Annotated in this window: 18 protein-coding genes; 6 read left to right on the top strand and 12 right to left on the bottom strand. The window is 72.9% G+C overall.

Annotated features, from left to right (window positions below):
* Positions 1-299: 299 nt before the first annotated feature.
* From Sfr03f_RS05870 to Sfr03f_RS05855, 4 genes are read right to left on the bottom strand one after another with little or no spacing between them, the layout of a single operon-like run.
* Positions 300-1,211: an amidohydrolase family protein gene (locus Sfr03f_RS05870; protein WP_108952607.1), complete on the bottom strand. Its 912-nt coding sequence runs from the start codon at positions 1,209-1,211 to the stop codon at positions 300-302.
* Positions 1,208-2,182 carry a 3-hydroxyacyl-CoA dehydrogenase NAD-binding domain-containing protein gene (locus tag Sfr03f_RS05865; RefSeq protein WP_108952606.1) on the bottom strand — a complete coding sequence of 325 codons (975 nt, stop codon included), beginning with the start codon at positions 2,180-2,182 and terminating at the stop codon, positions 1,208-1,210. Before Sfr03f_RS05865 ends, Sfr03f_RS05870 begins: the two co-directional genes overlap by 4 nt.
* Entirely contained in the window at positions 2,179-4,167 is a 1,989-nt protein-coding gene (locus Sfr03f_RS05860) for an acetoacetate--CoA ligase (RefSeq protein ID WP_108952605.1), read from the bottom strand. The genes Sfr03f_RS05865 and Sfr03f_RS05860 overlap by 4 nt, the downstream gene beginning before the upstream one ends.
* The gene (locus Sfr03f_RS05855; RefSeq protein ID WP_108952604.1) at positions 4,167-5,126 is read right to left on the bottom strand and encodes a crotonase/enoyl-CoA hydratase family protein; all 960 of its coding nucleotides are present in this window, start codon (positions 5,124-5,126) and stop codon (positions 4,167-4,169) included. The genes Sfr03f_RS05860 and Sfr03f_RS05855 overlap by 1 nt, the downstream gene beginning before the upstream one ends.
* 170 nt (positions 5,127-5,296) lie before the next feature.
* Between Sfr03f_RS05855 and Sfr03f_RS31050 the strand changes: the two genes are divergently transcribed.
* Positions 5,297-5,653: a MarR family transcriptional regulator gene (locus Sfr03f_RS31050; RefSeq protein WP_245967500.1), complete on the top strand. Its 357-nt coding sequence runs from the start codon at positions 5,297-5,299 to the stop codon at positions 5,651-5,653.
* Positions 5,654-5,681: 28 nt separating this feature from the next.
* Here the strand turns inward: Sfr03f_RS31050 and Sfr03f_RS05845 are convergent, their stop codons facing one another.
* The 5 genes from Sfr03f_RS05845 to Sfr03f_RS05825 form a co-directional block, all read right to left on the bottom strand.
* Entirely contained in the window at positions 5,682-7,025 is a 1,344-nt protein-coding gene (locus Sfr03f_RS05845) for an MFS transporter (protein WP_108952602.1), read from the bottom strand.
* Between the two features lie 222 nt (positions 7,026-7,247).
* A complete protein-coding gene (locus Sfr03f_RS05840) occupies positions 7,248-8,537 on the bottom strand; it encodes an extracellular catalytic domain type 1 short-chain-length polyhydroxyalkanoate depolymerase (protein WP_108952601.1) in 1,290 nt (429 codons plus the stop codon).
* 319 nt (positions 8,538-8,856) lie between these two features.
* Positions 8,857-9,837, bottom strand: a complete 981-nt coding sequence (locus Sfr03f_RS05835; protein ID WP_108953473.1) for a PaaX family transcriptional regulator — start codon at positions 9,835-9,837, stop codon at positions 8,857-8,859.
* Positions 9,838-10,033: 196 nt separating this feature from the next.
* Positions 10,034-11,476 (bottom strand): non-reducing end alpha-L-arabinofuranosidase family hydrolase, encoded by a 1,443-nt coding sequence (locus Sfr03f_RS05830; RefSeq protein ID WP_108952600.1) that lies wholly within the window; start codon positions 11,474-11,476, stop codon positions 10,034-10,036.
* A 672-nt stretch (positions 11,477-12,148) separates the two neighbouring features.
* Positions 12,149-13,162, bottom strand: a complete 1,014-nt coding sequence (locus Sfr03f_RS05825) for a LacI family DNA-binding transcriptional regulator (protein ID WP_108952599.1) — start codon at positions 13,160-13,162, stop codon at positions 12,149-12,151.
* A 428-nt stretch (positions 13,163-13,590) separates the two neighbouring features.
* On the opposite strand from Sfr03f_RS05825, the gene Sfr03f_RS05820 reads away from it, so the two are divergent.
* Both Sfr03f_RS05820 and Sfr03f_RS05815 read left to right on the top strand, forming a co-directional pair.
* The gene (locus Sfr03f_RS05820) at positions 13,591-14,556 is read left to right on the top strand and encodes a glycoside hydrolase family 6 protein (protein WP_108952598.1); all 966 of its coding nucleotides are present in this window, start codon (positions 13,591-13,593) and stop codon (positions 14,554-14,556) included.
* A gap of 91 nt (positions 14,557-14,647) precedes the next feature.
* Positions 14,648-16,102: an endo-1,4-beta-xylanase gene (locus Sfr03f_RS05815; RefSeq protein WP_108952597.1), complete on the top strand. Its 1,455-nt coding sequence runs from the start codon at positions 14,648-14,650 to the stop codon at positions 16,100-16,102.
* A gap of 106 nt (positions 16,103-16,208) precedes the next feature.
* Here the strand turns inward: Sfr03f_RS05815 and Sfr03f_RS05810 are convergent, their stop codons facing one another.
* From Sfr03f_RS05810 to Sfr03f_RS05800, 3 genes are all read right to left on the bottom strand, one after another.
* Complete coding sequence (locus Sfr03f_RS05810) at positions 16,209-17,399, bottom strand: PP2C family protein-serine/threonine phosphatase (protein WP_108953472.1); 1,191 nt, start codon at positions 17,397-17,399, stop codon at positions 16,209-16,211.
* 364 nt (positions 17,400-17,763) lie between these two features.
* A complete protein-coding gene (locus tag Sfr03f_RS05805) occupies positions 17,764-18,957 on the bottom strand; it encodes a PP2C family protein-serine/threonine phosphatase (protein WP_108952596.1) in 1,194 nt (397 codons plus the stop codon).
* A 170-nt stretch (positions 18,958-19,127) separates the two neighbouring features.
* Positions 19,128-20,006, bottom strand: a complete 879-nt coding sequence (locus tag Sfr03f_RS05800) for a UbiA family prenyltransferase (RefSeq protein WP_245967415.1) — start codon at positions 20,004-20,006, stop codon at positions 19,128-19,130.
* Between the two features lie 120 nt (positions 20,007-20,126).
* Between Sfr03f_RS05800 and Sfr03f_RS05795 the strand changes: the two genes are divergently transcribed.
* From Sfr03f_RS05795 to Sfr03f_RS05785, 3 genes are read left to right on the top strand one after another with little or no spacing between them, the layout of a single operon-like run.
* Positions 20,127-21,200, top strand: coding sequence for a type III polyketide synthase (locus Sfr03f_RS05795; protein WP_170145053.1), 1,074 nt, complete (start codon positions 20,127-20,129; stop codon positions 21,198-21,200).
* A gap of 9 nt (positions 21,201-21,209) precedes the next feature.
* The gene (locus tag Sfr03f_RS05790) at positions 21,210-21,725 is read left to right on the top strand and encodes an isoprenylcysteine carboxyl methyltransferase family protein (protein WP_108952595.1); all 516 of its coding nucleotides are present in this window, start codon (positions 21,210-21,212) and stop codon (positions 21,723-21,725) included.
* A complete protein-coding gene (locus tag Sfr03f_RS05785; RefSeq protein ID WP_108952594.1) occupies positions 21,722-22,810 on the top strand; it encodes an NAD(P)/FAD-dependent oxidoreductase in 1,089 nt (362 codons plus the stop codon). The genes Sfr03f_RS05790 and Sfr03f_RS05785 overlap by 4 nt, the downstream gene beginning before the upstream one ends.
* Positions 22,811-22,825 lie beyond the last annotated feature (15 nt).

Here is a 22,825-nt window from a genome sequence, read left to right as displayed (position 1 = left end):
GGTCCGTACCCGGCGGGGGCGGCCGCTCCGAGGTGTCGAGCGGCTCCGCGGCATGCCGCAGTCCCCGTCCGCAGTGGGGGTGCCTGCTGCCGACGAGCCGGGTGGGTGGGTCGAACTGTGCGCCTTCATTGTTACCGCTAACACGAGCTGTCAGCCAGGTGCGTGACGTCAAAATCGGCGCCCGCGCCGAAGGTGTCCGTCCGATGGGCCGCTGAACTGCGGCTACCCGTTCTTCCTCGCGCAGAGAGGCGGTGCGCGGGCAGAGCCGTCGACCGGGGCGGTCCTCCCTCGTGTTACCGCTAACACCGCTGGTGAGGCGGCGTCCGGCGTAGGCCCAGCAGGGTCAGGGCGTTCTCCTTGAGGATCAGCGGGCGCACCTCGTCCTTGATGTCCAGCTCCTCGAAGTCCGCCAGCCACCGGTCGGGGGTGAGGACCGGGAAGTCGGACCCGAAGAGGACCTTGTGGCGCAGCAGGCCGCCGGCCTGCCGGACGAGCTGCGGCGGGAAGTACCTGGGGGACCAGCCCGAGAGGTCGAGGTACACGTTGGCCTTGTGGGTGGCGATCGAGATCGAGGAGTCCACCCAGGGCACCGACGGGTGGGCGAGGATCATGGTCAGGTGGGGGAAGTCCGCGGCCACGTCGTCGAGGAGCATCGGGTCGGAGTAGCGCAGCTTGATCCCGCGCCCGCCGGGGAGCCCGGCGCCGATGCCGGTCTGTCCGGTGTGGAAGAGGGCGACCGTGCCGAGCTCCTGGAGCGTGTCCCACAGCGGGCGGTGGGCGGGGTCGTCGGGCGCGAAGTGCTGCAGGCTGGGGTGGAACTTGAAGCCGAGGACGCCGTACTCCTCGGCCAGGCGCCGGGCCTGCCGCACGGCCCGGGCGCCGCGCAGCGGGTCGACGGAACCGAACGGCAGGAGGACGTCGGCGTGTTCGGCGGCGCGTTCGGCGATCTCCTCGCTGGAGAGCGGGGGGTGGCCGAGGCCGGTGGTGGCGTCGACGGTGAAGACGACCGCGGCCATGTTCCGGGCGCGGTAGTGCTCGGCGATCTCCTCGAGGGTGGGCGTTCGCGGATGGCCGGCGCGGAAGTAGGCGGCCGAGGCGTCCATCAGTTCCTGGTCCAGGGAGAGGCGGCCGTGGGCGTCGCACTCGATGTGCACGTGGGTGTCGAGCGCGACGATCGCGTCGGGGTCGACGCGGGGGCGGTAACGGGTCATGGGGCACTCCTCGTCGAGTCGGTCCTCGAGGTGTCAGGCAGGGACCGGCGGCGGCGCTTCTCCTCGATGAGCTGGACGAGCAGTTCGTCCCTCTCGGCCACCATCCGCGCCTGGTCCACTCCGGTCAGTTCCTCGTCGACGCCGCGGACCAGCGCCTCGGTCAGGGCCGGGGTGAGCTGGGGCGTGCCGAGGTCGTCCATCCAGCGCTGGGCGGGCGGTCCGAGGTGTTCCAGGGTGTGGGCCAACCCGCCCGGTCCTCCGGACAGGTGCTGGTTGACCAGGGGGCCGAGCAGCGCCCATCGCAGGCCGGGGCCCTCGGAGACGGCCGTGTCGATGTCGGCGACGGTGGCCACCCCCCGCTCCACCAGCGAGTAGGCCTCGCGCCACAGGGCGGCCTGCAGACGGTTGGTGACGTGGCCGGGCACCTCGCGCCGTACCAGGACCGGCCGTTTGCCGAGCGCGGTGTAGCAGCGGAGCGTCTCCTCGACGACGGACCGCTCGCTGCGCGTGCCGGGTACCACCTCCACCAGGGGGATGAGGTGGGAGGGGTGGAAGGGGTGGCCGACCAGCACCCGTTCCGGGCGGTGCGCGCACATCGACTGCAGCGCGGTGGGCGTCAGCCCGGAGGAACTGCTCGCCAGCGGGGCCGACGGCGCGGCCGCCTCGTCGAGCTCGGCGAGCAGCCGCCGCTTGACCTCCTCCTGCTCCGGACCGCTCTCCTGCACGAAGCGGGCCCCGTCGGCGGCCTCCGCCGCGCTGCCGGCGAAGCGCAGGCGGTCCGGGCCGGCCCCTTCGGCCAGACCGAGCCGGGCCAGGACCGGCCATGCCCGGCGCACGGAGTCCCTCAGCCGTTCCTCGGCGCCGTCGGCGGGGTCGTGGGCGACGACGTCCAGGCCGTGGGCCAGGAACAGCGCGGCCCATCCCGCACCGATGACGCCGGCGCCCACCACCGCTACGTGCCCGGCGCTCATCGGGCCTCCTCGGCGCGGCGGCGGCCGTATCGGGCGAACGCGTCGAGGGCCGACGGGTCGACGAGCGCTCCCGGGGAGGCGACGACGGCCGGGTCGGCGCCCAGCAGGATCCGTTTGACCGGCACCTCCAGTTTCTTGCCGGTGCGTGAGTACGGCACGGAGGGCACCGCGACGATCCGGTCCGGCACGTGGCGTGGTGACAGGGCGGACCGTATCCGTGAGGACAGTCGCCTCCGCAGGCCGTCGTCGAAGGTGGTGCCGGGGCTCGGCACCACGAAGAGGAGCAGTTCGCCCATGCCTCCGGCGGGGTCCTCGAGGTGGACGACGACGCTGTCGGTGATCTCGTCGGCGTCCTGCAGGACGCGGTAGAACTCACCGGTTCCGAGCCTCACCCCGCCACGGTTGAGGGTGGCGTCGGACCGGCCGGTGATCAGGCAGGAGCCGGCGGTGGAGAACCGGCACCAGTCCCCGAAGCGGAACGCGCCCGGGTAGGCGGAGAAGTAGGCGTCCCTGAGCCGGCTGCCGTCGCGGTCGCCCCAGAGGCCGACCGGCATGGACGGCATCGGCGAGGTGATCACCAGCTCGCCCAGCTCCCCCACGACGGCCTCGCCGTCCCGGTCGAAGGCCTTGACGTCGACGGCCAGGCTCGGGCCGGACATCTCGCCGGCGTACACCGGTGTGAGCGGTGAGGCCTGCACCAGTCCGGTGCAGACGTCGGTGCCGCCGCTGCCGACGTTGAGCAGGACCCGGCTGCCGAACTGGCGGGCCACCCATCGGGCGCCCTCGGGCGGGAAGGGGCTGCCCGCCACTCCGATCTGCCGCAGCCGGGAGAGGCCGAACTCCTCGGCGGGCCGCATCCCTTCCTTGCGGCACGCCATGAGGTATCCGGGGCTCGCGCCCATGAGGGTCGCGCCGGTGCGCTCGGCGAGCCGCCACTGCTCCCCCGGACCGGGGTGGAGCGGGTTGCCGTCGATCATGACGATCGAGGAGCGGACCAGCAGCGCCGACACGAGGGTGTTCCACATCATCCAGGCCGTGGTGCTGAACCACAGCAGCCGGTCGCCGGGTCCCAGGTCCCAGTGGAGGGCGTGGTTCTTCAGGTGCTCGAGCAGCAGTCCGCCGTGGCCGTGGACGATGGCCTTGGGCAGGCCGGTGGTGCCGGAGGAGAAGAGCACGCACAGCGGGTGGTCGAACGGGACGGGTTCGAAGGCGAGGGGTTCGTCGGTGTCGGCCAGCAGGTCGGCCCAGGGCACGGCCTGGTCCAACGTGTGCGGCCCGTACGGGACATGGACGACGTGGCGCAGGCCGGGCAGCCCGGCGCGGATCTCCGCGACCTCGGCCCGCTTGTCGGCCTCCTTGTCGCCGTAGGTGTACCCGGCGACGGCGAGCAGGACCTTGGGTTCCACCTGCCCGAAACGGTCGTGCACGCTGCGCGGCCCGAACTCCGGGGCGCACGCCGCCCATACGGCGCCGAGGCTGGCGGTGGCCAGGTAGGCGACCAGTGTCTCGGGGATGTTGGGCAGGTAGCCGGCGACCCGGTCGCCCCTGCCGACGCCGAGGCGCCGCAGCCCGGCGCGTACCCGCCGTACCCGTTCGGCGAGTTCGGCGAAGGTCAGCTCGACGGGCTCCCTGGTCTGGGAGTGCGCGACGACGGCGACCGTCTCCGCGTCCTCGGCCCGGCCGAGGGCGTGCTCGGCGTAGTTGAGGGTGGCTCCGGGGAACCAGCGGGCGCCGGGCATCTCACGGGTGGTGAGGACCTTTTCGGCGGGGGTGTGGAAGCGGACGCCGAAGTACTCCCGGACCGACTCCCAGAAGTCCTCCAGGGAGTCGACGGACCAGGCCCGCAGTTCGTCCCAGGACGCGAGGTCGGCCTTGTGGTGGTCCCGCAGCCAGGTGAGGAAATCCGTGGCGCGTGCGGCCCGGGCCCGCTCCGGGACGGGCGGGTGGAGGAGTTCGGGTTCCCGGGGAGGGTGGAGGGTGCTCATCATGCCTCCTCGTCGACGGAGGTGAGGACGGGAGCGGAAGCGGAAGCGGAATCAGGAGCGGAAGCGGAAGCGGAGGGAGGACGGGAAGCGGAGGCGGGAGCGGGAGCGGGAGCGGGAGCGGGAGCGGCAGATGGTGCGGGAGCGGAGGCGGGACGGGGAGTCGGAGCGGGAGCGGGGGCGGCGACCTTGGCCGCCCTGCCGGACAGGAAGGCGTGCATCCGGTCCTTGGCCTCGGGGCTGCTCTGGGCGACACCGGCCATCAGGGATTCGAGCAGCAGGCCGGTCTCGGGCGCGGCCTCGGCGATCCTGGGCAGGGCGTGGATCACCGCGTAGTTGGTGACGGGCGAGTTCCGGGCGACGCGGGCGGCGAGTTCGAGCGCCTTGGCCAGCCCCTCCCCCGTGGCGGTCCGGTAGGTGGCGAGTCCGGCCGCGGCGCCCTGATCGGCGTCCAGCGCACGCCCGGTGAGCATCATGTCGGCCATCAGGGCCACGCCGGTGAGCCGCGGGACCCGGACGGAGGCGCCGCCGCCGACGAACAGGCCGCGCTCACCCTCCGGCAGGGCGAAGAACGCGGAGTCCTCGGCGATCCTCAGGTGGGCGGCGGCGGCCAGCTCCAGGCCGCCTCCCACCACGGCGCCCTTGAGCACCGCGATCACCGGCACGCTGCCGCGCTCGATGTGCTCGAAGGCCCGGTGCCACATGCGGGAGTGGTGCAGTCCCTGCACCGCGTCCCGTTCCCTGAGCTCCGTCAGGTCGAGGCCCGCGCAGAAGTGCTCGCCCTCGGCGGCCAGCACCACGGCCTTCGCCCAGGGGGGCGGGGCGTCGAAGAAGCGGCCGAGGCCGCGCACGGTGGCGTCGTCCAGGGCGTTGCGCTTGGCGGGGCGGTTCAGGGTCAGGATCGCGATGTCGTCGTGACGGGCCGGCGAAAGGGATGCGGGAAGGTCGTTCTCTGCGGTCACACCATCTCCAGACCATCAGGAACCTTGATGATCAACCATGGTTGATACCATCAAGATTCCTGTCAATACCCGGGAGGGAAGCAGTGGAGGAAGCCGAGGGCCGGCGCGCGCCGTCCTTGCTGTACGCGGTCAAGCGGCTGGAACTCGTCATCCGCGCGCGGCTCGACGAGATGCTGCGCGGCTCGGGGGTGACCACCCTGCAGTACACGGCGCTCACCGTGCTGGAGAGGCGTGGCGGCATCTCCGCGGCCCAGCTGGCCCGCGACTCCTTCGTCACGCCCCAGGCCATGGCCGACATGCTGCGCGCGCTGGAACAGCGTGAGCTGATCTCCCGCTCCCCCAACCCCGCCAGCCGCCGCGAACTGCTGGTCCACCTCACGGAGGAGGGCCGCCGCCTCCTCGCCGAGTACACCGACGCCCACGCCGCGATCGAGGAACTGATGCTCTCGGGGCTGAGCAGGGCCGAACGCGCCCACTTGCGCTCGTCCCTCGACGGTGCCTGGCGGGCGTTGCGCCCGCCCCGGTGACGCGGCGGCCCCGGGACGGGCACGCGCTTCAGACGGCCTCGCGTGCCTCCGGGTGGCTCCCTGCGGGCGCGGCACCGGCGGGCGCGGCCAGTTCGTTGCGGCTGGTCTCGCCCAGCGCCAGGACGCAGACCACGGTGAGCGCGCAGAACGCGGCGATCACCAGGGAGATGGCGGTCGTGCCGCCGCCGAGCGCCTGCGCCTCGGCGAAGATCAGTGGCGCGAAGCCGGCCCCGAGACCCGCGAGCTGGTAGCCGAGCGAGGCCCCGGTGTAGCGGCTCCGGGTGGCGAACAGCTCCGCGTACAGAGCGGCCAGCGGCCCGTACATCATCGGGTGCAGGACCGACTGCCCCACGACGACGGCCACCACCAGCAGAGCGGTGCTGCCGCTGTCGATCAGCGGGAAGAGCACGAAGGAGTAGGCCGCCACCGCCACCGCGCCCGCGGCCACGACGGGCCGGCGGCCGAACCGGTCGCTGGCCGCGGACCAGCCGAGGATGCCGGCCACGGCGAGCGTCGACGAGACGGTGAGGGCGTGCAGCACCGTCTGCCGGCCGAAGCCCGCCTGTACCGCGTAGGAGATGACGAACGTGGTGAGGGTGCCCTGCACCACGAAGGCGCTCAGGCCGACGCCCACGCCGAGCAGCAGCACCCGGGGCTGGTCGCGCAGCACCTCGAGGAGCGGGGCGCGCCGTGGCGCCTCCTCGGCGGCGGCCGACGTGAAGACGGGCGTCTCCGTGACCCGCAGCCGCACGAACAGGCCGACGGCCAGCAGCACGACGCTCAGCAGGAACGGTATGCGCCAGCCCCAGGCGAGGAACGCCGCCTCGCCCACGGCCGAGGCGGTCACCGACATCACCACCGTGGACACCGCCATGCCGCACGGCGCGCCCGCGTTGGTGAAGCTCGCCCACAACCCGCGCCGTTTCCGGGCGTGTTCGGCGGACATCAGCACCGCCCCGCCCCACTCACCGCCCACCGCGACGCCCTGCACCACCCGCAGCACGACCAGCGCGATCGGGGCCAGGCTTCCGGCGTTCGCGTAGGAGGGCAGCACACCGATCAGGAAACTGGCGACGCCCATCAGGACCATCGACAGCACCAGCATGTTCTTGCGGCCCAGCCGGTCGCCGAAGTGACCGAACAGCACGCCGCCCAGCGGCCGGGCGACGTAGCCGGTGGCGAGGGTGCCGAAGCTGGCCACCGTGCCGGCCAGCGGATCGAGGTCGGAGAAGAACACCTCGCCGAAGACCACCGCGGAGGCGGTCGCGTACAGCAGGAAGTCGTAGTACTCGATGACGCTGCCGAGGAAGCTGGAGGTCACCGCGCGGCGCAGTTGCGTGCTGTCGCCGGGGGTGGGAGGTGAGGGCTTCATGCCAGGGCTCCTTCGCGCTGCCTGCCGGGAGGACTGTCAGGTTTCCTGATCGACGGTCAGTGTCGGGACTGCCAGGAAACCTGTCAATGCTTCGGGCGTGCGCATCCGCCCTGCCCCGCGCCTGCCGGTGTACGCGCCTCCCCGGGCCGTCTGACGGCACGGGGAGGCGGACCGGGGCCCTTCGCATGCCCCGGTCCGCGCGGTGTCCGGTCGAGCCGTCGGTCAGCCCGCGGTGCAGGCGGCGCCGTTGAGGGTGAAGCCGGTCGGCGAGGCCGTGTTGCCGGTGTGCGTGGCCTGGAAGCCGATCGTGGTGGACCCGCCCGCCGCGAGCGTGCCGTTGAAGCTCACGTTGGTGGCGGTCACCTGGCCGCCGGTCCCCCTGTAGGTGGCGTTCCACCCGTTGGTGATGGCCTGCCCGGCGGGGAGGGTGAACGCGAGGGTCCACCCGTTCACCGCCGAGGTGCCGGTGTTGGTGATGGTGAGGTTCTCGGTGAGTCCGTTGTTCCAGGCGGTGACCGCGGCGGTCACCTTGCACGCGGTTCCGCCGGGCGGCGGGGTGCTGGGGCTTCCGGTCGTCGGGCCGGGGCCCGGGGTGCTGCCGGTCAGGCCGAAGAACTGGACGGCCTGTGCGGCCATCCCGCTCGACGGCAGGGAGTGACCGGCGCCCTGGACGCTGTACGCCTCCACGTTCACCGTGCCGGACGGGTCGGCGAAGCGCCGGCGGTTCCAGCCCGGCTGCGGGGTGTCGGAGGAGGTCGGCGTCTGGCTCAGCCGGAACACGTCGGTCCACTGCTCGACGCTCTCCTGCAGCAGCGAGTAGGGCACGAGGGTGTCGTTGGTGCCGTGCCACAGCTGGATCCGGGGCCGCGTCCCGCTGAACCCGGGGTAGGCCTGCCGCACCAGGTCACCCCACTGCTGGGGGGTCCTGTTCATGCTTCCGCCGGTGCACCTGCTCGTGCCGGGCGGGTAGTCCGCCGCGTTGGCGAAGCAGCCGAACGGAACACCCATGAAGGAGGCGCCGGCCTTGAACACGTCCGGGTGGAGGGCGAGCATGTGCTGGGTCATCATGCCGCCGGACGAACTGCCGGTGGCGAAGACCTGGTTCGGGTCGGCGTTGTACTGCTGCTTCACGTAGTTGATCATCGAGATGATCGAGACGGGGTCGCTGCCGCCGCCGCGGCGCTTGGCCGCGTCCGACCAGGTGTCGAAGCAGTTGCCGAATCCCGCCGACTGGGTCGCGGTCGGGTAGACGACGATGAACCCGTACCGGTCGGCGAGCGAGGCGAACTCGCTGCCGGAGTAGAAGTTCGGGCCGGTGCCGCCGCAGCCGTGCATGGCGACCACGACGGCCGGCTTCGCGGGACGGCTGTCCGGCACGTAGACGTGCATCTGCATGTTGCCCGGGTTGTCGCCGAAGTTGGTCACCTGGGTCAGCGACGCGGCCTGCGCGGGCGCCACCGTGACCAGGCCGATCAGCGCGATGCCGACCGCCACCACGACGGCGGCCAGCATTGTTAACGGTCTGCGTGGACTTCTCACTGCGGACTCCTCGGAATGCGCCGTACGGCATCCGGCCGAGGCCGACCGTGCCGGCGGTGGGGGGAGCGCCCACGCGCGGGAGCGCGACGCGGGCGCGACTGTCTGCGGCCGGCGGAACCGCGGGCCGATGGAGCTGAGCGTCGAGGCCTCGGCCGATCGAGGGGGGACCGGCCCGCGGCCCGCGCGGACAAGGACCGAGGGCCGCGGGCGGCCTCCACGAGGCCCAAGAGCCCCATGCCTCATATAACAATGACCGTATCCCCCGGACAGAAAACCGTCAATCAACCGGCGCTTAGCGGGAGTTGGGCGAGCAGGACTCGCCGAGCCACACTCCCGCGAGCAGGTCCGTGGTGGTGTGCGCCCCGATGTCGCCGTCCGCTCCGGAGGGCAGCGCGGCCACCGTGCGCACGTGCTCCTGGGCGGTTGCGGCGAGACCGTCGTAGACGGCCGTGAAAAGGTCCCTGACCTGCTGCCTCCGCCAGCCCGGCGGCATGCACCGCATCGGCAGCCGCGGGTCGAGGACGTGGAACCGGCGGTAGGTGTCCATGATCTCGGTGCGCGCGCACACGGCCTCGACACCGCTCACCCCACCGGCCCGTATCCGGTCGAGCAGCGGATCCCACCGGTCGACGAAGGCCGTGTACTCCTCCGCGATGGCGTCGACGTCCCAGGCGTCCAGCGGATCACGCCGGGCGGCCGACTCCAGTTCCACGTGCTGGGCCCGGAAGACCGTCAGCGACCCCGGCCCTACCCCGGCCAGCTCCTCCCGGGCCCTCGGGGTGAACGGCCGGGGCGACAGCCACAGCCCGTCGTACAGCGGCGCGTACCCGAGCCAGCGCAGGCGTCCGCGCAGTGTCCGGCGCTCCGCGCTGCGGCCCTCGGGGAGCGAGAAGGAGATGACCGTCCACGCGCCGTCCCACCTCTCGGCCTGTTCGGTGAACGCGACGATCGAATGCCCCGAGAGGGAGAGGTTGACCGCGGCGGGGTCACTGAGCCGGTAGGAACTGTGCCGCCCCTGCCGGCTGCTCTCCAGCACGCCCCGCCGGGCCAGCCGGCTGATGGCGGTGCGGCCGGCGGCGGACGTGACGCCGAACTCGCCCAGCAGCGCCACGATCGCCCCCGAGGGAACGGACGCGCGCGTGCGCAGGGTGTAGTCGGCGAGCAGCGTCACCGCGAGGCTCTGCGGTGACCCCCCGGCCCGCCGGCGGGGAAGCCGCACCGAGTCGGCCGGGTCGTCGGGATAGATGTCGTTGACGTCGAAGGGACGGACCACGATGCTCCCCGGCACGGCTGCGTACGGCTGGTTCGGTGACTCCCGCAACCTACCGGCCGGTCGGCCCGGTCGCGAACCGGCTGCGCCCTCCTGGCACTTGGTCGCCCGAACGCCCGCACGCCCGCATGCCCGCATGCCCGCACGCAAGGGGGAACCCCGGCCGACGTGCGGCCGGGGTTCCCCGATGTGGTGCGGGTCAGCGCTGCAGGGTGAGGATGCCCGGCCGGTACGGGAGGGCGTTGTAGTCGCCGCCCGAGTTCGGGGCCTTGCCCTGGTAGAGGAGCTGGAGGTTGCAGGGGTCGATGGTCATGGTCTGGTCGGGGTTGCTGCGGACCAGGTCACCGTGGCTGATGTCGTTGGTCCAGGTGGCGCCGCTGTTGGCCTTGCCCGCGAAGGGGTTGCTCTCGCTGGCGGCCTGCGGGGTCCACGAGCCGCTCAGGCTGGAGGACGTGAAGGAGCGGAAGTAGCGGCCGTTGGCGCCCATCGCCTCGACGATCATGAGGTACTGGTTCTGGCCCTGCACCTTGTACACCTGGACGGCCTCGAACAGGTTGGCCTTGGTGTCGCTCATGATGGTCGTGTACGACGAGCCGAAGTTGCCGGGGAAGTTCCCGATCGGCATGCTCGCCCGGTAGATCTTCCCGTTGTCACCGGCGAAGAACAGGTACATGTTCTGGCCGTCGGCGATCAGCGTCTGGTCGATCGGACCGGTGTCGGAGCCGGAGATGCTGCCGGTGAACAGCGCCTGCGGCGAGGACCAGCCGTTGACGTTGGTGGGGTCGCTGGACGTGCGGTACATGAAGGCCGCCGAACCCCACTGGTACGCCAGCACCCAGATGTTCTTGGGCGCGAAGTAGAAGAGCGTCGGCGCGACCGCCGCCTGGCTCATTCCGTTCTGGCCGGCCGACGCCATGTCGGACGGGTTCGTGAACGGACTGAATGCCATCGAGCCGTAGGTGGACCCCGTCGAGTAGGACCCGTAGACCAGGAACTTGCCGTTGTGCTTCACGGCGGTGAAGTCCTTCAGCGACACCCATCCGTTCTTCGGCTGCGCCAGCGCACCCGTCGAGGACCACCGGTACGTCGACGGAAGCGCACAGGCGCCGCCGGTCGGCGGGGGCGTCGTCGGGGTCGACCCGCCACCGGTCAGACCGCTCCACTTCTGGTTGTTGCTGCCGGTGCACGTCCACAGCTGCACCTTGGTGCCGTTGGCCGTGCCGTTGTCCTTCGCGTCCAGGCACAGTCCGGACTCCACGCCGACGATCGTGCCGTCGGAGTTCACCCGCCACTGCTGGTTCGCGCCACCGCTGCACGCATAGATCTGCAGCTGGACGCCGGCCGTGGTGGAGTGGCCCGGAACGTCCAGGCAGCGGCCGAGCACGGTCAGCTGGTTGCTGTCCGTCAGCGTCCACTGCTGGTTCGACTTGCCGGAGCAGTCCCAGATCTGCAGGGACACGCCGTTGGTGGTGTCGGAGTTCGGCAGGTCGAGACAGCGTCCGGAGGCGGCGTGACGCAAGGCGCCGCTGCTGGCCGCCTGGGCCGGGTCGGCCACCAGCATCGCCGCCAGCGCGGCGAGTACCGCGACCGCGGCGGAGAACACCGCCGGCAGCCGCCTGGGGCTGGAACTTGTCCTGGGCATGGCAATTTCCTCATCTTGGCGAGCGATTCCGGACGGCTTCACCGGAGGCCGTCCGGACTGTCGATGTGGTGTGGTCGGCGCCGGTCCACGCACCGGGCCGCCCCGTGGCGGCTTCCGGTCCCGCGAGACCTCCGGGCGACCCGCCCGCGAGCCGCACGGACGCCGGTCGGGACCGCGTCCGTGCCGGACGACGCGATCCGGTGCGTGACCTGGCCCGAACGGACGCAACCGAGTGCCCGAGCGACTCGATCACACCGTGCCCCCATCCCGCGAAGGATGTCGAGTGTCACCAAGTCAGGTCGAGCGGTGGGAACCTGACGGGTCGATTGTTACCGCTAACACCAGGCGTCAGCCAGGCCCGTGCACCAGAAATCTCTGCCGGGCCGGCTGGAGGACACCCTGGCCGCCGCCGACGGCACACCGCGGGCCCACCGCCTCCGAGCGCACCCGAGGCACCGTGGCACGCCGCTGAACAGGCCTTTCGCTACCCCTCGAGCCACGGAGAGCCGGTGCCGGACGGTCGCCGTCGCAGGCGTCGGCCGCGCGCGGTGAAACGCTCGGGCTCCGCCGCCTCCGCACACGAGGTCACCCTGCCAGGGCCTCGGGCTTCGCCGGGGCGGGTGATCGACGGACCGCCTCGGGGCTGATTGTTATCGCTAACACCCTCGCGGCTCAGGCGCTGGCGCGGACGACCAGCCGGGTGGGCAGGATCAGCGCGGTGGGGTTCTGCCCGTTGACGAGAGCGGCGAGCATGCGCGCCGTCTCCCGCCCGAGGGCCTGTATGGGCTGGTGGACGGTGGTGAGCGGCGGGTCCGACACCTGGGCGACGGCCAGGTCGTCGAAGCCCACCACCGCGACGTCGTCCGGGACCCTTCGGCCTGCCCCGCGCAGCACGCGCAGCGCTCCCACCCCCATGTTGTCGTTGGCGGCGAACACCGCGTCGACGTCCGGGCGGTCCGTGAGCAGCGCGGCCATGGCGGCGGCGCCGCTGCTCTCGGTGAAGTCCCCCTCCCGGGGCGGGAAGGGGTCGAGGCCGGCCGCCAGCATGGCGTCCCGGTACCCGCGGTACCGGGTGCGTCCGGCTTCGGTGTCCAGCCGCCCGCAGAGCGCGGCCACCCTTGTCCGGCCGAGCGAGATCAGGTATTCGGTCGCCTCGCGCGCTCCCCCGGCGTTGTCGACGTCCACGTACCAGCGCGGAACCGCACCGACCGGCCGCCCGCCGAACACGACGGGCATCGTCGCCTCCTCGGCCATCCGGGCGAGTGGGTCGTCCTCGCGCAGCGCCATCAGCATCACGCCGTCCGCGCCGTTGGAGCGCAGGAGCTCCTCCACCCTCCTGCGGCCCCGGTCGGAGGCGGCCAGACACAGCATCAGGTGCAGGTCGGCCTCCTCCAGGGCGGCCGACGCCCCGACGATCACCTGGGCGAAGAACGGGTCGGCGAAGATCGACGGGTCCTCCCCGGAGACGACCAGGGCGGCCGCACCCGTCTGCCGGGTGGCCAGCGCCCGGGCGGTCGAGTTGGGCACGTACCCGAGGCGCCGCACGGCCCGTTCGACCGCCTCGCGTTTGAGCCGGCTGACGTGCGGCGCGTTGTTGAGGGCGCGAGAGGCCACCGAGCGGGAGACGCCTGCCAGTTCGGCCACCTGGTCGAGCGTCGGCTGCCGGCGGGGCGCATCCTGTGCCATGTGGCGCGATCCTCTCCTGTCGACCGGACGGCCTCCATCCTCGCCCATGCCGCCGCCTCACCAGCAGGGGCGGGGCCGACCCCGGGGTGAGGACGTCACGGACACGACCGGAGCGATATCCGGCCGGGGGATGGGAGCGCTTCCAGACACGGGCGGGCCCCTCCCCGCCGGTGGGGCCGCTGCTCGCTTCCGGACCCTTGACAGGGCAAGCGGAACGCATCAACCATACCGATGGCATCCCCGATCTCATGGCTGGAAGCGCTTCCAGTGGGAGCGCTCCCGCCCATCCAGGTCGCACTCCTGCCCCTGTCGTCCCTCCGGAAGACCGCACCGTGCGGGGACGCCGCACCACCGCACTTCCTTCAGCGCGCCGCACGCCCGGGACGAGGCCGGCGGCGCATCACTGCCAGGAAATCCGAGGTACCGACATGCGCCGCAGACTCCGCACCCTGGTGGCAGCCTTCTTCGCCCTGCCGCTCGCGATCGCCGCCGCACCCTCCGCCCACGCGGCCGACCCGACCACCATGACCAGCGGTTTCTACGTGGACCCCGACTCCAGCGCCAAGCGGTGGACCGCCGCGAACCCCGGCGACGGCCGGTCCGCGGCGATCAACGCCTCGATAGCCAACACGCCCATGGCCCGCTGGTTCGGTGCCTGGAGCGGCACCATCGGCACCGCCACCGGGGCGTACGTGGGCGCCGCGGACAGCCGGGACAAGCTGCCCATCCTGGTCGCGTACAACGTCTACAACCGCGACTACTGCGGCGGGCACTCGGCGGGCGGAGCCTCCTCGCCGTCGGCCTACGCGAGCTGGGTGGCCCAGTTCGCCGGGGGGATCGGCAGCCGGCCGGCCGTCGTCATCCTGGAACCGGACTCCCTCGGGGACTACGGGTGCATGACGCAGGCCCAGATCGACGAGCGCGAGGCGATGCTCACCGGAGCCCTCAACGAGTTCAGCCGCCAGGCCCCCAACACCTGGACCTACCTCGACGCGGGCAACCCGGGCTGGACCGACGCCGCCACCATGGCCCGCCGTCTCCACGAGGCCGGCCTGCGGCAGGCCCACGGCTTCTCGCTGAACGTCTCCAACTACTTCACCACGGCACAGAACACGGCCTACGCCAACGCCGTGAACAGCGCGCTGAGTTCGCGCTACGGCTACACCAAGCCGTTCGTGGTGGACACCAGCCGCAACGGCAACGGTTCCAACGGCCAGTGGTGCAACCCCTCCGGCCGCCGGATCGGCACGCCCACCCGACTGGGCGGGGGCGCCGAGATGCTGCTGTGGATCAAGACGCCGGGTGAGTCCGACGGGAACTGCGGCGTCGGAGCGGGCTCCTCGGCCGGGCAGTTCCTCCCCGAGGTCGCCTACAAGATGATCTACGGCTACTGATCCGGAGCGCCCGGCGCGGCCGACCCCGCCGGGCGGCGCATCCCCGACCTTCCCCCTCCCCCATCCCCGATGTCTACCCGGAGGTAGAGTCATGGGCTCGTACGCCCTTCCCAGACCCCACGTCCGCACGAAGTTACGCGGTCTGTTACTGGCGCTGCTCGTCGGTGTCCTCGGTGCGTCCCTCGCACTGATCGGACCGCCGGACGCGGGCGCCGCCGAGAACACGCTCGGCGCCGCCGCGAAGCAGAGCGGCCGGTACTTCGGCACCGCGATCGCCTCGGGCCGGCTGGGCGACTCGACGTACACGTCGATCGCGAACCGTGAGTTCAACATGGTGACGGCCGAGAACGAGATGAAGATCGACGCGACCGAGCCGCAGCGCGGTCAGTTCAACTTCACCTCCGCCGACCGCGTCTTCAACTGGGCGGTGCAGAACGGCAAGCAGGTGCGCGGCCACACCCTGGCCTGGCACTCCCAGCAGCCGAGCTGGATGCAGAACCTCAGCGGCAGCACCCTGCGCCAGGCGATGATCGACCACATCAACGGCGTGATGGGCCACTACAAGGGCAGGATCGCCCAGTGGGACGTCGTGAACGAGGCCTTCCAGGACGGCAACTCCGGAGCGCGGCGCGACTCCAACCTGCAGCGCACCGGCAACGACTGGATCGAGGTGGCCTTCCGCACCGCGCGGGCCGCCGACCCGGCCGCCAAGCTCTGCTACAACGACTACAACGTCGAGAACTGGACCTGGGCCAAGACCCAGGCCATGTACAACATGGTCAAGGACTTCAAGCAGCGCGGCGTGCCGATCGACTGCGTCGGCTTCCAGTCGCACTTCAACAGCGGCAGCCCCTACAACAGCAACTTCCGCACCACCCTGCAGAACTTCGCCGCCCTCGGCGTCGACGTGGCGATCACCGAACTCGACATCCAGGGCGCCTCGCCCACGACCTACGCCGCCGTGGTGAACGACTGCCTGGCCGTCTCGCGCTGCCTGGGCATCACCGTCTGGGGCGTGCGCGACAGCGACTCCTGGCGGTCCGGGGACACCCCGCTGCTCTTCAACAACGACGGCAGCAAGAAGGCCGCCTACACCGCCGTCCTCAACGCCCTCAACAACGGCACCTCCAACCCCGACCCGACGCCGACCCCCACTTCCCCCGGCGGATCCGGCCAGGTCAAGGGCGTCGGTTCGGGCCGCTGCCTGGACGTGCCCAACTCCAGCACCACCGACGGCACCCAGGTCCAGCTGTGGGACTGCAACAACGGCACCAACCAGCAGTGGTCGTACACCGCGGCCGGTGAGCTCAGGGTCTACGGCAACAAGTGCCTGGACGCCGGCGGCACCGGCAACGGCACCAGGGTCCAGATCTACAGCTGCTGGGGCGGCGACAACCAGAAGTGGCGCCTCAACTCCGACGGATCGATCGTCGGCGTCCAGTCCGGCCTGTGCCTCGACGCCGTCGGCGCCGGCACCGGCAACGGCACCCTGATCCAGCTCTACTCCTGCTCCGGCGGCAGCAACCAGCGCTGGACCCGCACCTGACCGGACCCCTCACCAACCGTCCGCCGAGCGGCTCCTGACCGTGCACCGCGGTTCATGAGCCCCTCGGGAAGCCGGGCGTCGGCCACCCGTCGGCTGACGCCCGGTTTCACGGCGTGAGCGCGTCCTGCCGTCCGCTGCGCCATTCCGCCAGCAGGACCGTCGCGTCGTCGTCGATCTGCCCGTCGTTGTGCTCCATGACGGCCGCCATCAGCCTGCGCAGCGTCTCGTGCAGGGTGTGCCGGCCCGAATGATGCCGCCGGACGAAGTCGACGAACCGGTCCTTGCCGAACTCCCTGCCCCTGGAGTCCCGCGCCTCGACGACTCCGTCGGTGTACAGCAGCAGGCGGTCGCCGGGCTCCAGCGACTCGGCGCACTCGGTCACCGGCAGACCGAGGTCGGTTCCCATCGGCCCGGCGGGCGGGCAGGTCAGCTCGGTCGTCCACCGGTTGCCCCGGATCAGGATCGGCAGATGGTGCCCACGGTTGATCCAGGTCAGCCGCCCGGTCCGCATCTCCAGGTGGGCCATGATGCCGGTGACGTAGCGGATTCCGCCGAACTGTTCCAGCAGCACGCGTTCGACCTGCTCACCGGTCTCGGTCAGCGACGCTCCCTGACGGCGGGCGTTGCGGCACGCGGCGACGGCCACGTTCGCGGTGATGCCCGCGGTGGTGTCGTGCCCCATGGCGTCGAAGACGCTCAGGCTGAGCACGTCACCGCTCACCGCGTAGTCGAAGGCGTCGCCGCCGATCTCGTACGCGGGTTCGGCCACGGCGCCGACGGTGATGTCCTGACCGGCGTACGCGGCCGGCGGAGTGAGGTTCCACTGCATTTCCGCGGCGACGTTCATCGGCGAGGTGCGCACCAGACGTGCGTAGGAGTCGCTGAAGGACCGCTTGCTGATCAGGAGCAGAGCCGTCGTCGACGCGAGGTCGCGGAGGACGGTGCGGGTCTGCTCGTCGTCGGTGTCCGTGTCGGTGTCGGTGCGCAGGACGCCCAGGCGCTCCACTCCGTCGGTCACGGCCACCCACCAGCGGCGCCGCCGGCCCGGGGAAACTCCCGCCGACGGCTCGGGCAGCACCTCCACGCGCTGGAAGGCGTGACCGGGCAGGCTTCCGCCGATGGGGTACTCCTGCCCGCCCTGCCCCGCGTCCGGCCCCACGCCGGTCACCCGGCGCAGCACCGTCTCCCGGACGTCGACGACGAAGACGGCCGTGTCGTGCAGCCCGACACCGGCGGCGTGCTTGACGATCAGGTCCGGAATCTGCTCGAAGGTGGCGGTGTGACTGGCCTGGACCATCCGCACCCACGACAACGCCGCCTCGGCCCGGCCGATCACGGCGGAGGCCGCCTGCCCGCCCGGTCGTGCCGACCGGTGACCGCGCGACACCGTGCCGGTGCGCGGTCGGCCTCGCCGTGCCGCCTCGTGCTGGTCATCGTCCGCCCTCCTGTCGTGGCCGGCCTCGGGCTCCCCGCTCCGTGCGTGTCCCGCGACGGAGGTGGTGACCGGGTTCCGCCCGTCGGGACGGCGGGCCGTGGGGAGACGGGAGAGGTCAGGGTGCCTCTCCCCCATTGTCCGCTTCCTGCCGCCCCACGGCGAGCGACGAGCGACGGGCGATGGCGACGGGCGGTCCTCCGGGCGCGGACCGCGGACGGCGCGCCGCTCAGGCGTCCGGTGACGGTGCGGCGGGCTCCCCCGCGGGGCCGTGCCAGTCCAGGCACAGGACCGTGGCGTCGTCCTCGACCTGCCCGCCGCACACGCCGCTCACCGCGGTGACCATGGCGCGCACGGCCTCCCGGGGGTGTTCGGCCCGGGTGTCACGGAGGAGCCCGGGCAGGTCGACGGCTGCCGCCTGCCGTTCCTGCATGCCGTCGGTGTAGAGCACGAGGCGGTCACCCGGACGCAGGTCCAGGTCCTGCACCTGGTACGGCCCCTGCGCGAGGACGCCGAAGGGCAGGTCGACGTGCGGCTTGACCTCCTGCGGCTCGCCGTCGCGCAACAGCAGCGGCCAGGGGTGGCCGGCGTTGACGAGCTGCGCGCCGGTGCCGTCCAGGGCGACGCGCAGGAGCTGGCCGGTGGCGAACGCCTGGCGGCCGTGCTCCAGGAGCGCCCGGTGGGCCCGGCGCGCCTGTTCGGCGAGGTCGGCGCCCGCGCGGCGGGCCCCCCGTGAGGCGTTGACGAGGAGGGTGGCGATGAGGGAGGCGTCGACGTCGTGCCCCATGGCGTCGGTGACGGACAGGTGCAGGGTGTCGCGGTCGAGGCTGTAGTCATAGGTGTCACCGGCGATGTCGGAGGCGGGGACCAGGGCGCCGGCCAGGGTGAACTGGGGGGCTTCGCAGGAAGGCGCCGAGGGCAGGAGCTGGCGCTGGATCTCCGCGGCCAGGGAGACCGTGGCGGTGCGGTTGCCCCAGTGGTAGAGGTCGGTGAAGCGGCGGTCGGTGACCATGATGTACGCCAGCGCGTGCGCCGCCTCCGCGATCTGCTCCAGCACGTCCTGCGTGACCTCGGTGACATAGAGCTCCAGGACCCCGATGGCGTCCCCGCGATTGGTGACGGGGGCCAGCACCCGCTGTCCCTGCGCACCCGCCGAGGTCCGCACCACCTTCTGGCTGCGCAGGACCTGGTCGTAGGGGCTGCCGGCCAGGGGGACCTGATCGGCGCCCCGTTCCCGCGGCGTCGCGCGCTCCTCGTGGACCCTGAGCAGACGTCTGCCGACCACGTCGACGAACAGGAACGACACGTACCGCGCGTCGAACCGCTCCCGCAGGTCGTGCGCCACGACGTCCAGGGAGCGCACCGGTGCGGCGGCCTCGGCCTCTGCCAGGACATCGGCCAGCCTGATCCGGTCACGCGCCACGACAGCCTCCCTGGGTCAGGGACCTCGTTCCCCACCGACGCCAGGTCATCACCACCACGGCCCGGGTTTCAGCCCCACGCCTCACGGCGGCGCCGCCCGCCCCGGGCGGGGCCGAGGGCATCCGCCCCGCGTGGCGGGTGGGCCAGGATCCGTCCCGCGCCCGGAGGGGGTCATGTCATGTCCGCGCCCCGCAGGAGGAGTTGCAGGACGGCGACGGCGGCCACGGCCATCGCCGCGCGGAACGGCCGCCTGCTGCCGGTGCCCGCCGGTGCGGCCGTGCCGGCGAACGCGACGACCGCGGCCGTCGCGGCCGGCGCCCACACCCAGGGGCCGGCCGCACCGGGCGGCCCCGCGGTCAGCACCGCCACGGCGGCGAGCATCAGCGTGGGGGCCACCCACCGGCAGACCGGGCGGCCCAGCCGCTGGGGCAGCCCGCGCACCCCGGCGGCGAGATCGTCCTCGATGTCGGGCAGGACGTTCGCCACGTGGGCCCCGAGGCCCAGGAGCGCCGCCGCGGCCGTCGCCCACCAGGCGGGCGGCGCGGGGTCCGGCGGGCCCAGGGTCACGAAGGCCGGCAGGGCCCCGAAGGAGACGGCGTAGGGCAGGGGCGAGAGGACCGTGCGCTTCAGCAGCAGGTTGTACGTCCAGGCGGAGACGACGCCCGTCAGGTGGACCGCGCCGGCGACCGCCCCGCCGAGCAGGGACAGCGGCACGCACAGCGCGAAGGCGGCCACCGCCGCGAGGCCCGCCGTCCGGGGCGACAGCTCCCCCGCCGCGACCGGTTTGTCGCGACGCCCGCTGTCCCTGTCCCGTCCCGCGTCGAGGGCGTCGTTGCACCACCCCACGGACAACTGGCCGGCGAACACGGCCGCGGCCACCGCCGCCGCACCCACCGCCCCGCGGCCGGCCGTCACCGCCAGCGCGGCGGCGAACGCCGTCACGGCGAAGGCGGGCTCCGGGTGGCTCGCCCGCAGCAGCAGCCGCCACAGCGCGACGCGGCGCGGCACCAGGGGAAGGGGCGGCAGGGGTTCGGACGGGTGGAATGTCACGAGGAGAAGCAATAGGCCAGGCGCCCCGTGGAAGGCATCACCGACATGCCGGTCTCCGCGATCACCGACGCCTCCGCCTCCCCCGACGGCGCAACCCGCCCGGTCGGCCGGACCGGTGCGGTGACCACGGTCGCCGGTGTGCACACCGTCCTGCCGCCGCACGTCTACGCGCAGGAGGACCTCACCGAGGCGATCGGCGACCTGTGCCTGGCGCCGGGCGCCGACCGCGCCCTGCTGCGGCGCCTGCACCGGTCGTCCGGCGTGCGCACACGCCACCTCGCCCTGCCGATCGAGCGGTACGCCGGGCTCGCCGACTTCGGGGAGAGCAACGACGCCTGGCTGGCCGCGGGCACGCGGATGGGCGCGGAGGCCGTCGCGGGCGCCCTGCGGCAGGCCGGCCTGCGGCCCGTGGACGTCGACCTCCTGCTGTGCACCTCCATCACGGGCGTCGCCGCCCCCTCCCTGGACGCCCGGACGGCGGGCCGTCTCGGGCTGAGACCCGACGTCAAGCGACTGCCGGTCTTCGGGCTGGGGTGTGCGGCGGGGGCCGCCGGTCTCGCCCGGATCCACGACTATCTGCGCGGCCATCCCGAGGACACGGCCGTACTGCTCAGCGTCGAGCTGTGCTCGCTGACCCTGCAGCGGCGCGACGACTCGGCGGCCAACCTGGTGGCCGGCGCGCTGTTCGGCGACGGCGCGGCGGCCCTGGTCGCCCGGGGCGCCGCCTGCGCCGGCTCGGCGGCACAGGGCCGGCGGGCGGGCCCCGCCGTCGTGGCGGCCCGCAGCCACCTCTATCCGGGCACCGAACGGCTCCTGGGGTGGGACGTGGGGGCCGCCGGGTTCCGTGTCGTGATCGACGCCGGGATCCCGGACCTCGTCCGCGGCCACCTCGGCGCCGGGGTGCGCGCCTTCCTCGCCGAGCAGGGGCTGGCCCCCGCGGACATCGGGACCTGGGTGTGCCATCCGGGCGGGCCCAAGGTCCTGGCCACGCTGACCGAGACGCTCGGCCTGCCGGCGGACGCCCTCGCCGCCTCGTGGTCGTCGCTGGCCAGGGTCGGCAACCTCTCCTCCGCCTCCGTCCTGCACATCCTGCAGGGTCTCCGGGACGCCGGCCGCCCGGAGCCCGGCACCTGGGGACTGCTCATGGCCATGGGTCCCGGCTTCTGCTCCGAACTCGTCCTTCTGCGCTGGTGAGGACCGTACATGACCTGGTACGCCCTGCTGCTCCTCGCCGCCGTCTGCCAGCGGCTGGCCGAACTGGTCCGCACCCGGCGCAACGCCGCGTGGGCCCGCACGCGTGACGGGGTGGAGCACGGCCGGGGACACTACCCGGCCATGGTCGCGCTCCACTCCGGCCTGCTGGTGTGCTGCCTGGCGGAGCCGGTGCTCCTGCACCGGCCGTTCCTGCCCGCCCTGGGCTGGCCGATGCTGGCGCTCGTGCTCCTGGCGCAGGCGGTGCGCCTGTGGTGCATGAGCACCCTCGGTCCCCGCTGGACCACCCGGGTCGTCGTCCTCCCCGGTGCGCCGCTGGTGCGCACCGGTCCGTACCGGTTCCTGCACCACCCGAACTACGCGGTCGTCGTCGTGGAGGTGGCCGCCCTGCCCTTGGTGCACACCGCGTGGGTGACCGCGGTGGTGTTCTCGGCGGCCAACGCCCTGCTGCTGGCGGTCCGGGTGCGCTGCGAGAACGCGGCCCTCGCCTCCGCCGCGCCGGCGTGAGCGGCCGCCGCCACGACCTGGTGGTCGCCGGGGGCGGGCCGGCCGGGCTGGCCACCGCGCTGCACGCGGCGCGCGCCGGCCTCGACGTCGTCGTGGCCGAACCCCGCCCCGCCCCCATCGACAAGGCCTGCGGGGAGGGCCTGATGCCGGGGGCCGTGCGCGCCCTGGGCCGGCTGGGCCTGCACGTGCCGGGGCAGCCGCTCACCGGCATCCGCTACGTGCAGGGGGAACACCGCAGCCACGCGGGTTTCCGCGACGGGGGCGGACTGGGCGTCCGCCGCACCGAGCTCCACGAGGCGCTGCACCGCGCCGTCCTCGACGCCGGCGTGCCGGTGCTGCCGGTCCGCGTGAGCGACGTGCACCAGGACGCGACGGGCGTGACCCTGCCGGACACCGGGCTGCGGGCCCGCTGGCTGGCCGCCGCCGACGGCCTGCACTCACCGCTGCGGCGTTCCCTGGGCCTCGATGTGAGCACCGGCGCGCCGCCCCGGTACGGGCTGCGCCGCCACTACGCCGTCGCTCCGTGGACCTCGGCCGTCGAGGTGCACTGGGGGCCTCACGCGGAGGCCTACGTCACCCCGCTCGGCCGGCGGCTGGTCGGCCTCTCGCTGCTCACCGGCCGGCGTGCCCCCTTCGACGCCCAGATGGCCGGCTTCCCGCACCTGCTCGACCTGCTGCCGCCGCGCGCCGCGGTCACCGCGGTACGCGGCGCGGGGCCCCTGCGCCGGCGGTCCCGCACCCGGCGCCACGGGCGGGTGCTGCTGGTCGGCGACGCGGCGGGCTACATCGACGCGCTGACCGGCGAGGGCGTCTTCCTGGCGCTCGCCGGGGCCGAGGCCCTGGTGCGCAACCTGTGCCGCGGCACGCCGGAGCGCTACGAGGCGGACTGGAAGCGGGCGACGCGCCGCCACCGGTACCTGACGGAGCTGCTGACGGCGGCGCGCCGCCGTCCCGTGCTGGGCTCGCTGATCGTCCCCGCGGCGCAACGCCTGCCCCGCCTCTTCGCGGCGGCGGTCAACGCCCTGGCGCACGACACCGGCCCGGACCCGGCGCACCACGGCGGCGAGGCGGCCGCACCCCGCTGACCACACCGTGCGCCC

The organism is Streptomyces fragilis (assembly GCF_003112515.1).
Taxonomy (GTDB): domain Bacteria; phylum Actinomycetota; class Actinomycetes; order Streptomycetales; family Streptomycetaceae; genus Streptomyces; species Streptomyces fragilis.
Note: the sequence above shows the minus strand (reverse complement) of the source record. Positions and strands in the feature narration are given on the sequence as shown.

Bases quoted from the DNA above. Each gene is read 5' to 3' on its own strand.
- Sfr03f_RS05815 (WP_108952597.1), top strand. From the start codon at position 14,648: ATGGGCTCGTACGCCCTTCCCAGACCCCACGTCCGCACGAAGTTACGC.
- Sfr03f_RS05825 (WP_108952599.1), bottom strand. From the start codon at position 13,162: ATGGCACAGGATGCGCCCCGCCGGCAGCCGACGCTCGACCAGGTGGCC.
- Sfr03f_RS05810 (WP_108953472.1), bottom strand. From the start codon at position 17,399: ATGGTCCAGGCCAGTCACACCGCCACCTTCGAGCAGATTCCGGACCTG.
- Sfr03f_RS05860 (WP_108952605.1), bottom strand. From the start codon at position 4,167: ATGAGCACCCTCCACCCTCCCCGGGAACCCGAACTCCTCCACCCGCCC.
- Sfr03f_RS31050 (WP_245967500.1), top strand. From the start codon at position 5,297: ATGCTGCGCGGCTCGGGGGTGACCACCCTGCAGTACACGGCGCTCACC.
- Sfr03f_RS05870 (WP_108952607.1), bottom strand. From the start codon at position 1,211: ATGACCCGTTACCGCCCCCGCGTCGACCCCGACGCGATCGTCGCGCTC.
- Sfr03f_RS05790 (WP_108952595.1), top strand. From the start codon at position 21,210: ATGACCTGGTACGCCCTGCTGCTCCTCGCCGCCGTCTGCCAGCGGCTG.
- Sfr03f_RS05845 (WP_108952602.1), bottom strand. From the start codon at position 7,025: ATGAAGCCCTCACCTCCCACCCCCGGCGACAGCACGCAACTGCGCCGC.
- Sfr03f_RS05820 (WP_108952598.1), top strand. From the start codon at position 13,591: ATGCGCCGCAGACTCCGCACCCTGGTGGCAGCCTTCTTCGCCCTGCCG.
- Sfr03f_RS05865 (WP_108952606.1), bottom strand. From the start codon at position 2,182: ATGAGCGCCGGGCACGTAGCGGTGGTGGGCGCCGGCGTCATCGGTGCG.
- Sfr03f_RS05840 (WP_108952601.1), bottom strand. From the start codon at position 8,537: ATGCTGGCCGCCGTCGTGGTGGCGGTCGGCATCGCGCTGATCGGCCTG.
- Sfr03f_RS05830 (WP_108952600.1), bottom strand. From the start codon at position 11,476: ATGCCCAGGACAAGTTCCAGCCCCAGGCGGCTGCCGGCGGTGTTCTCC.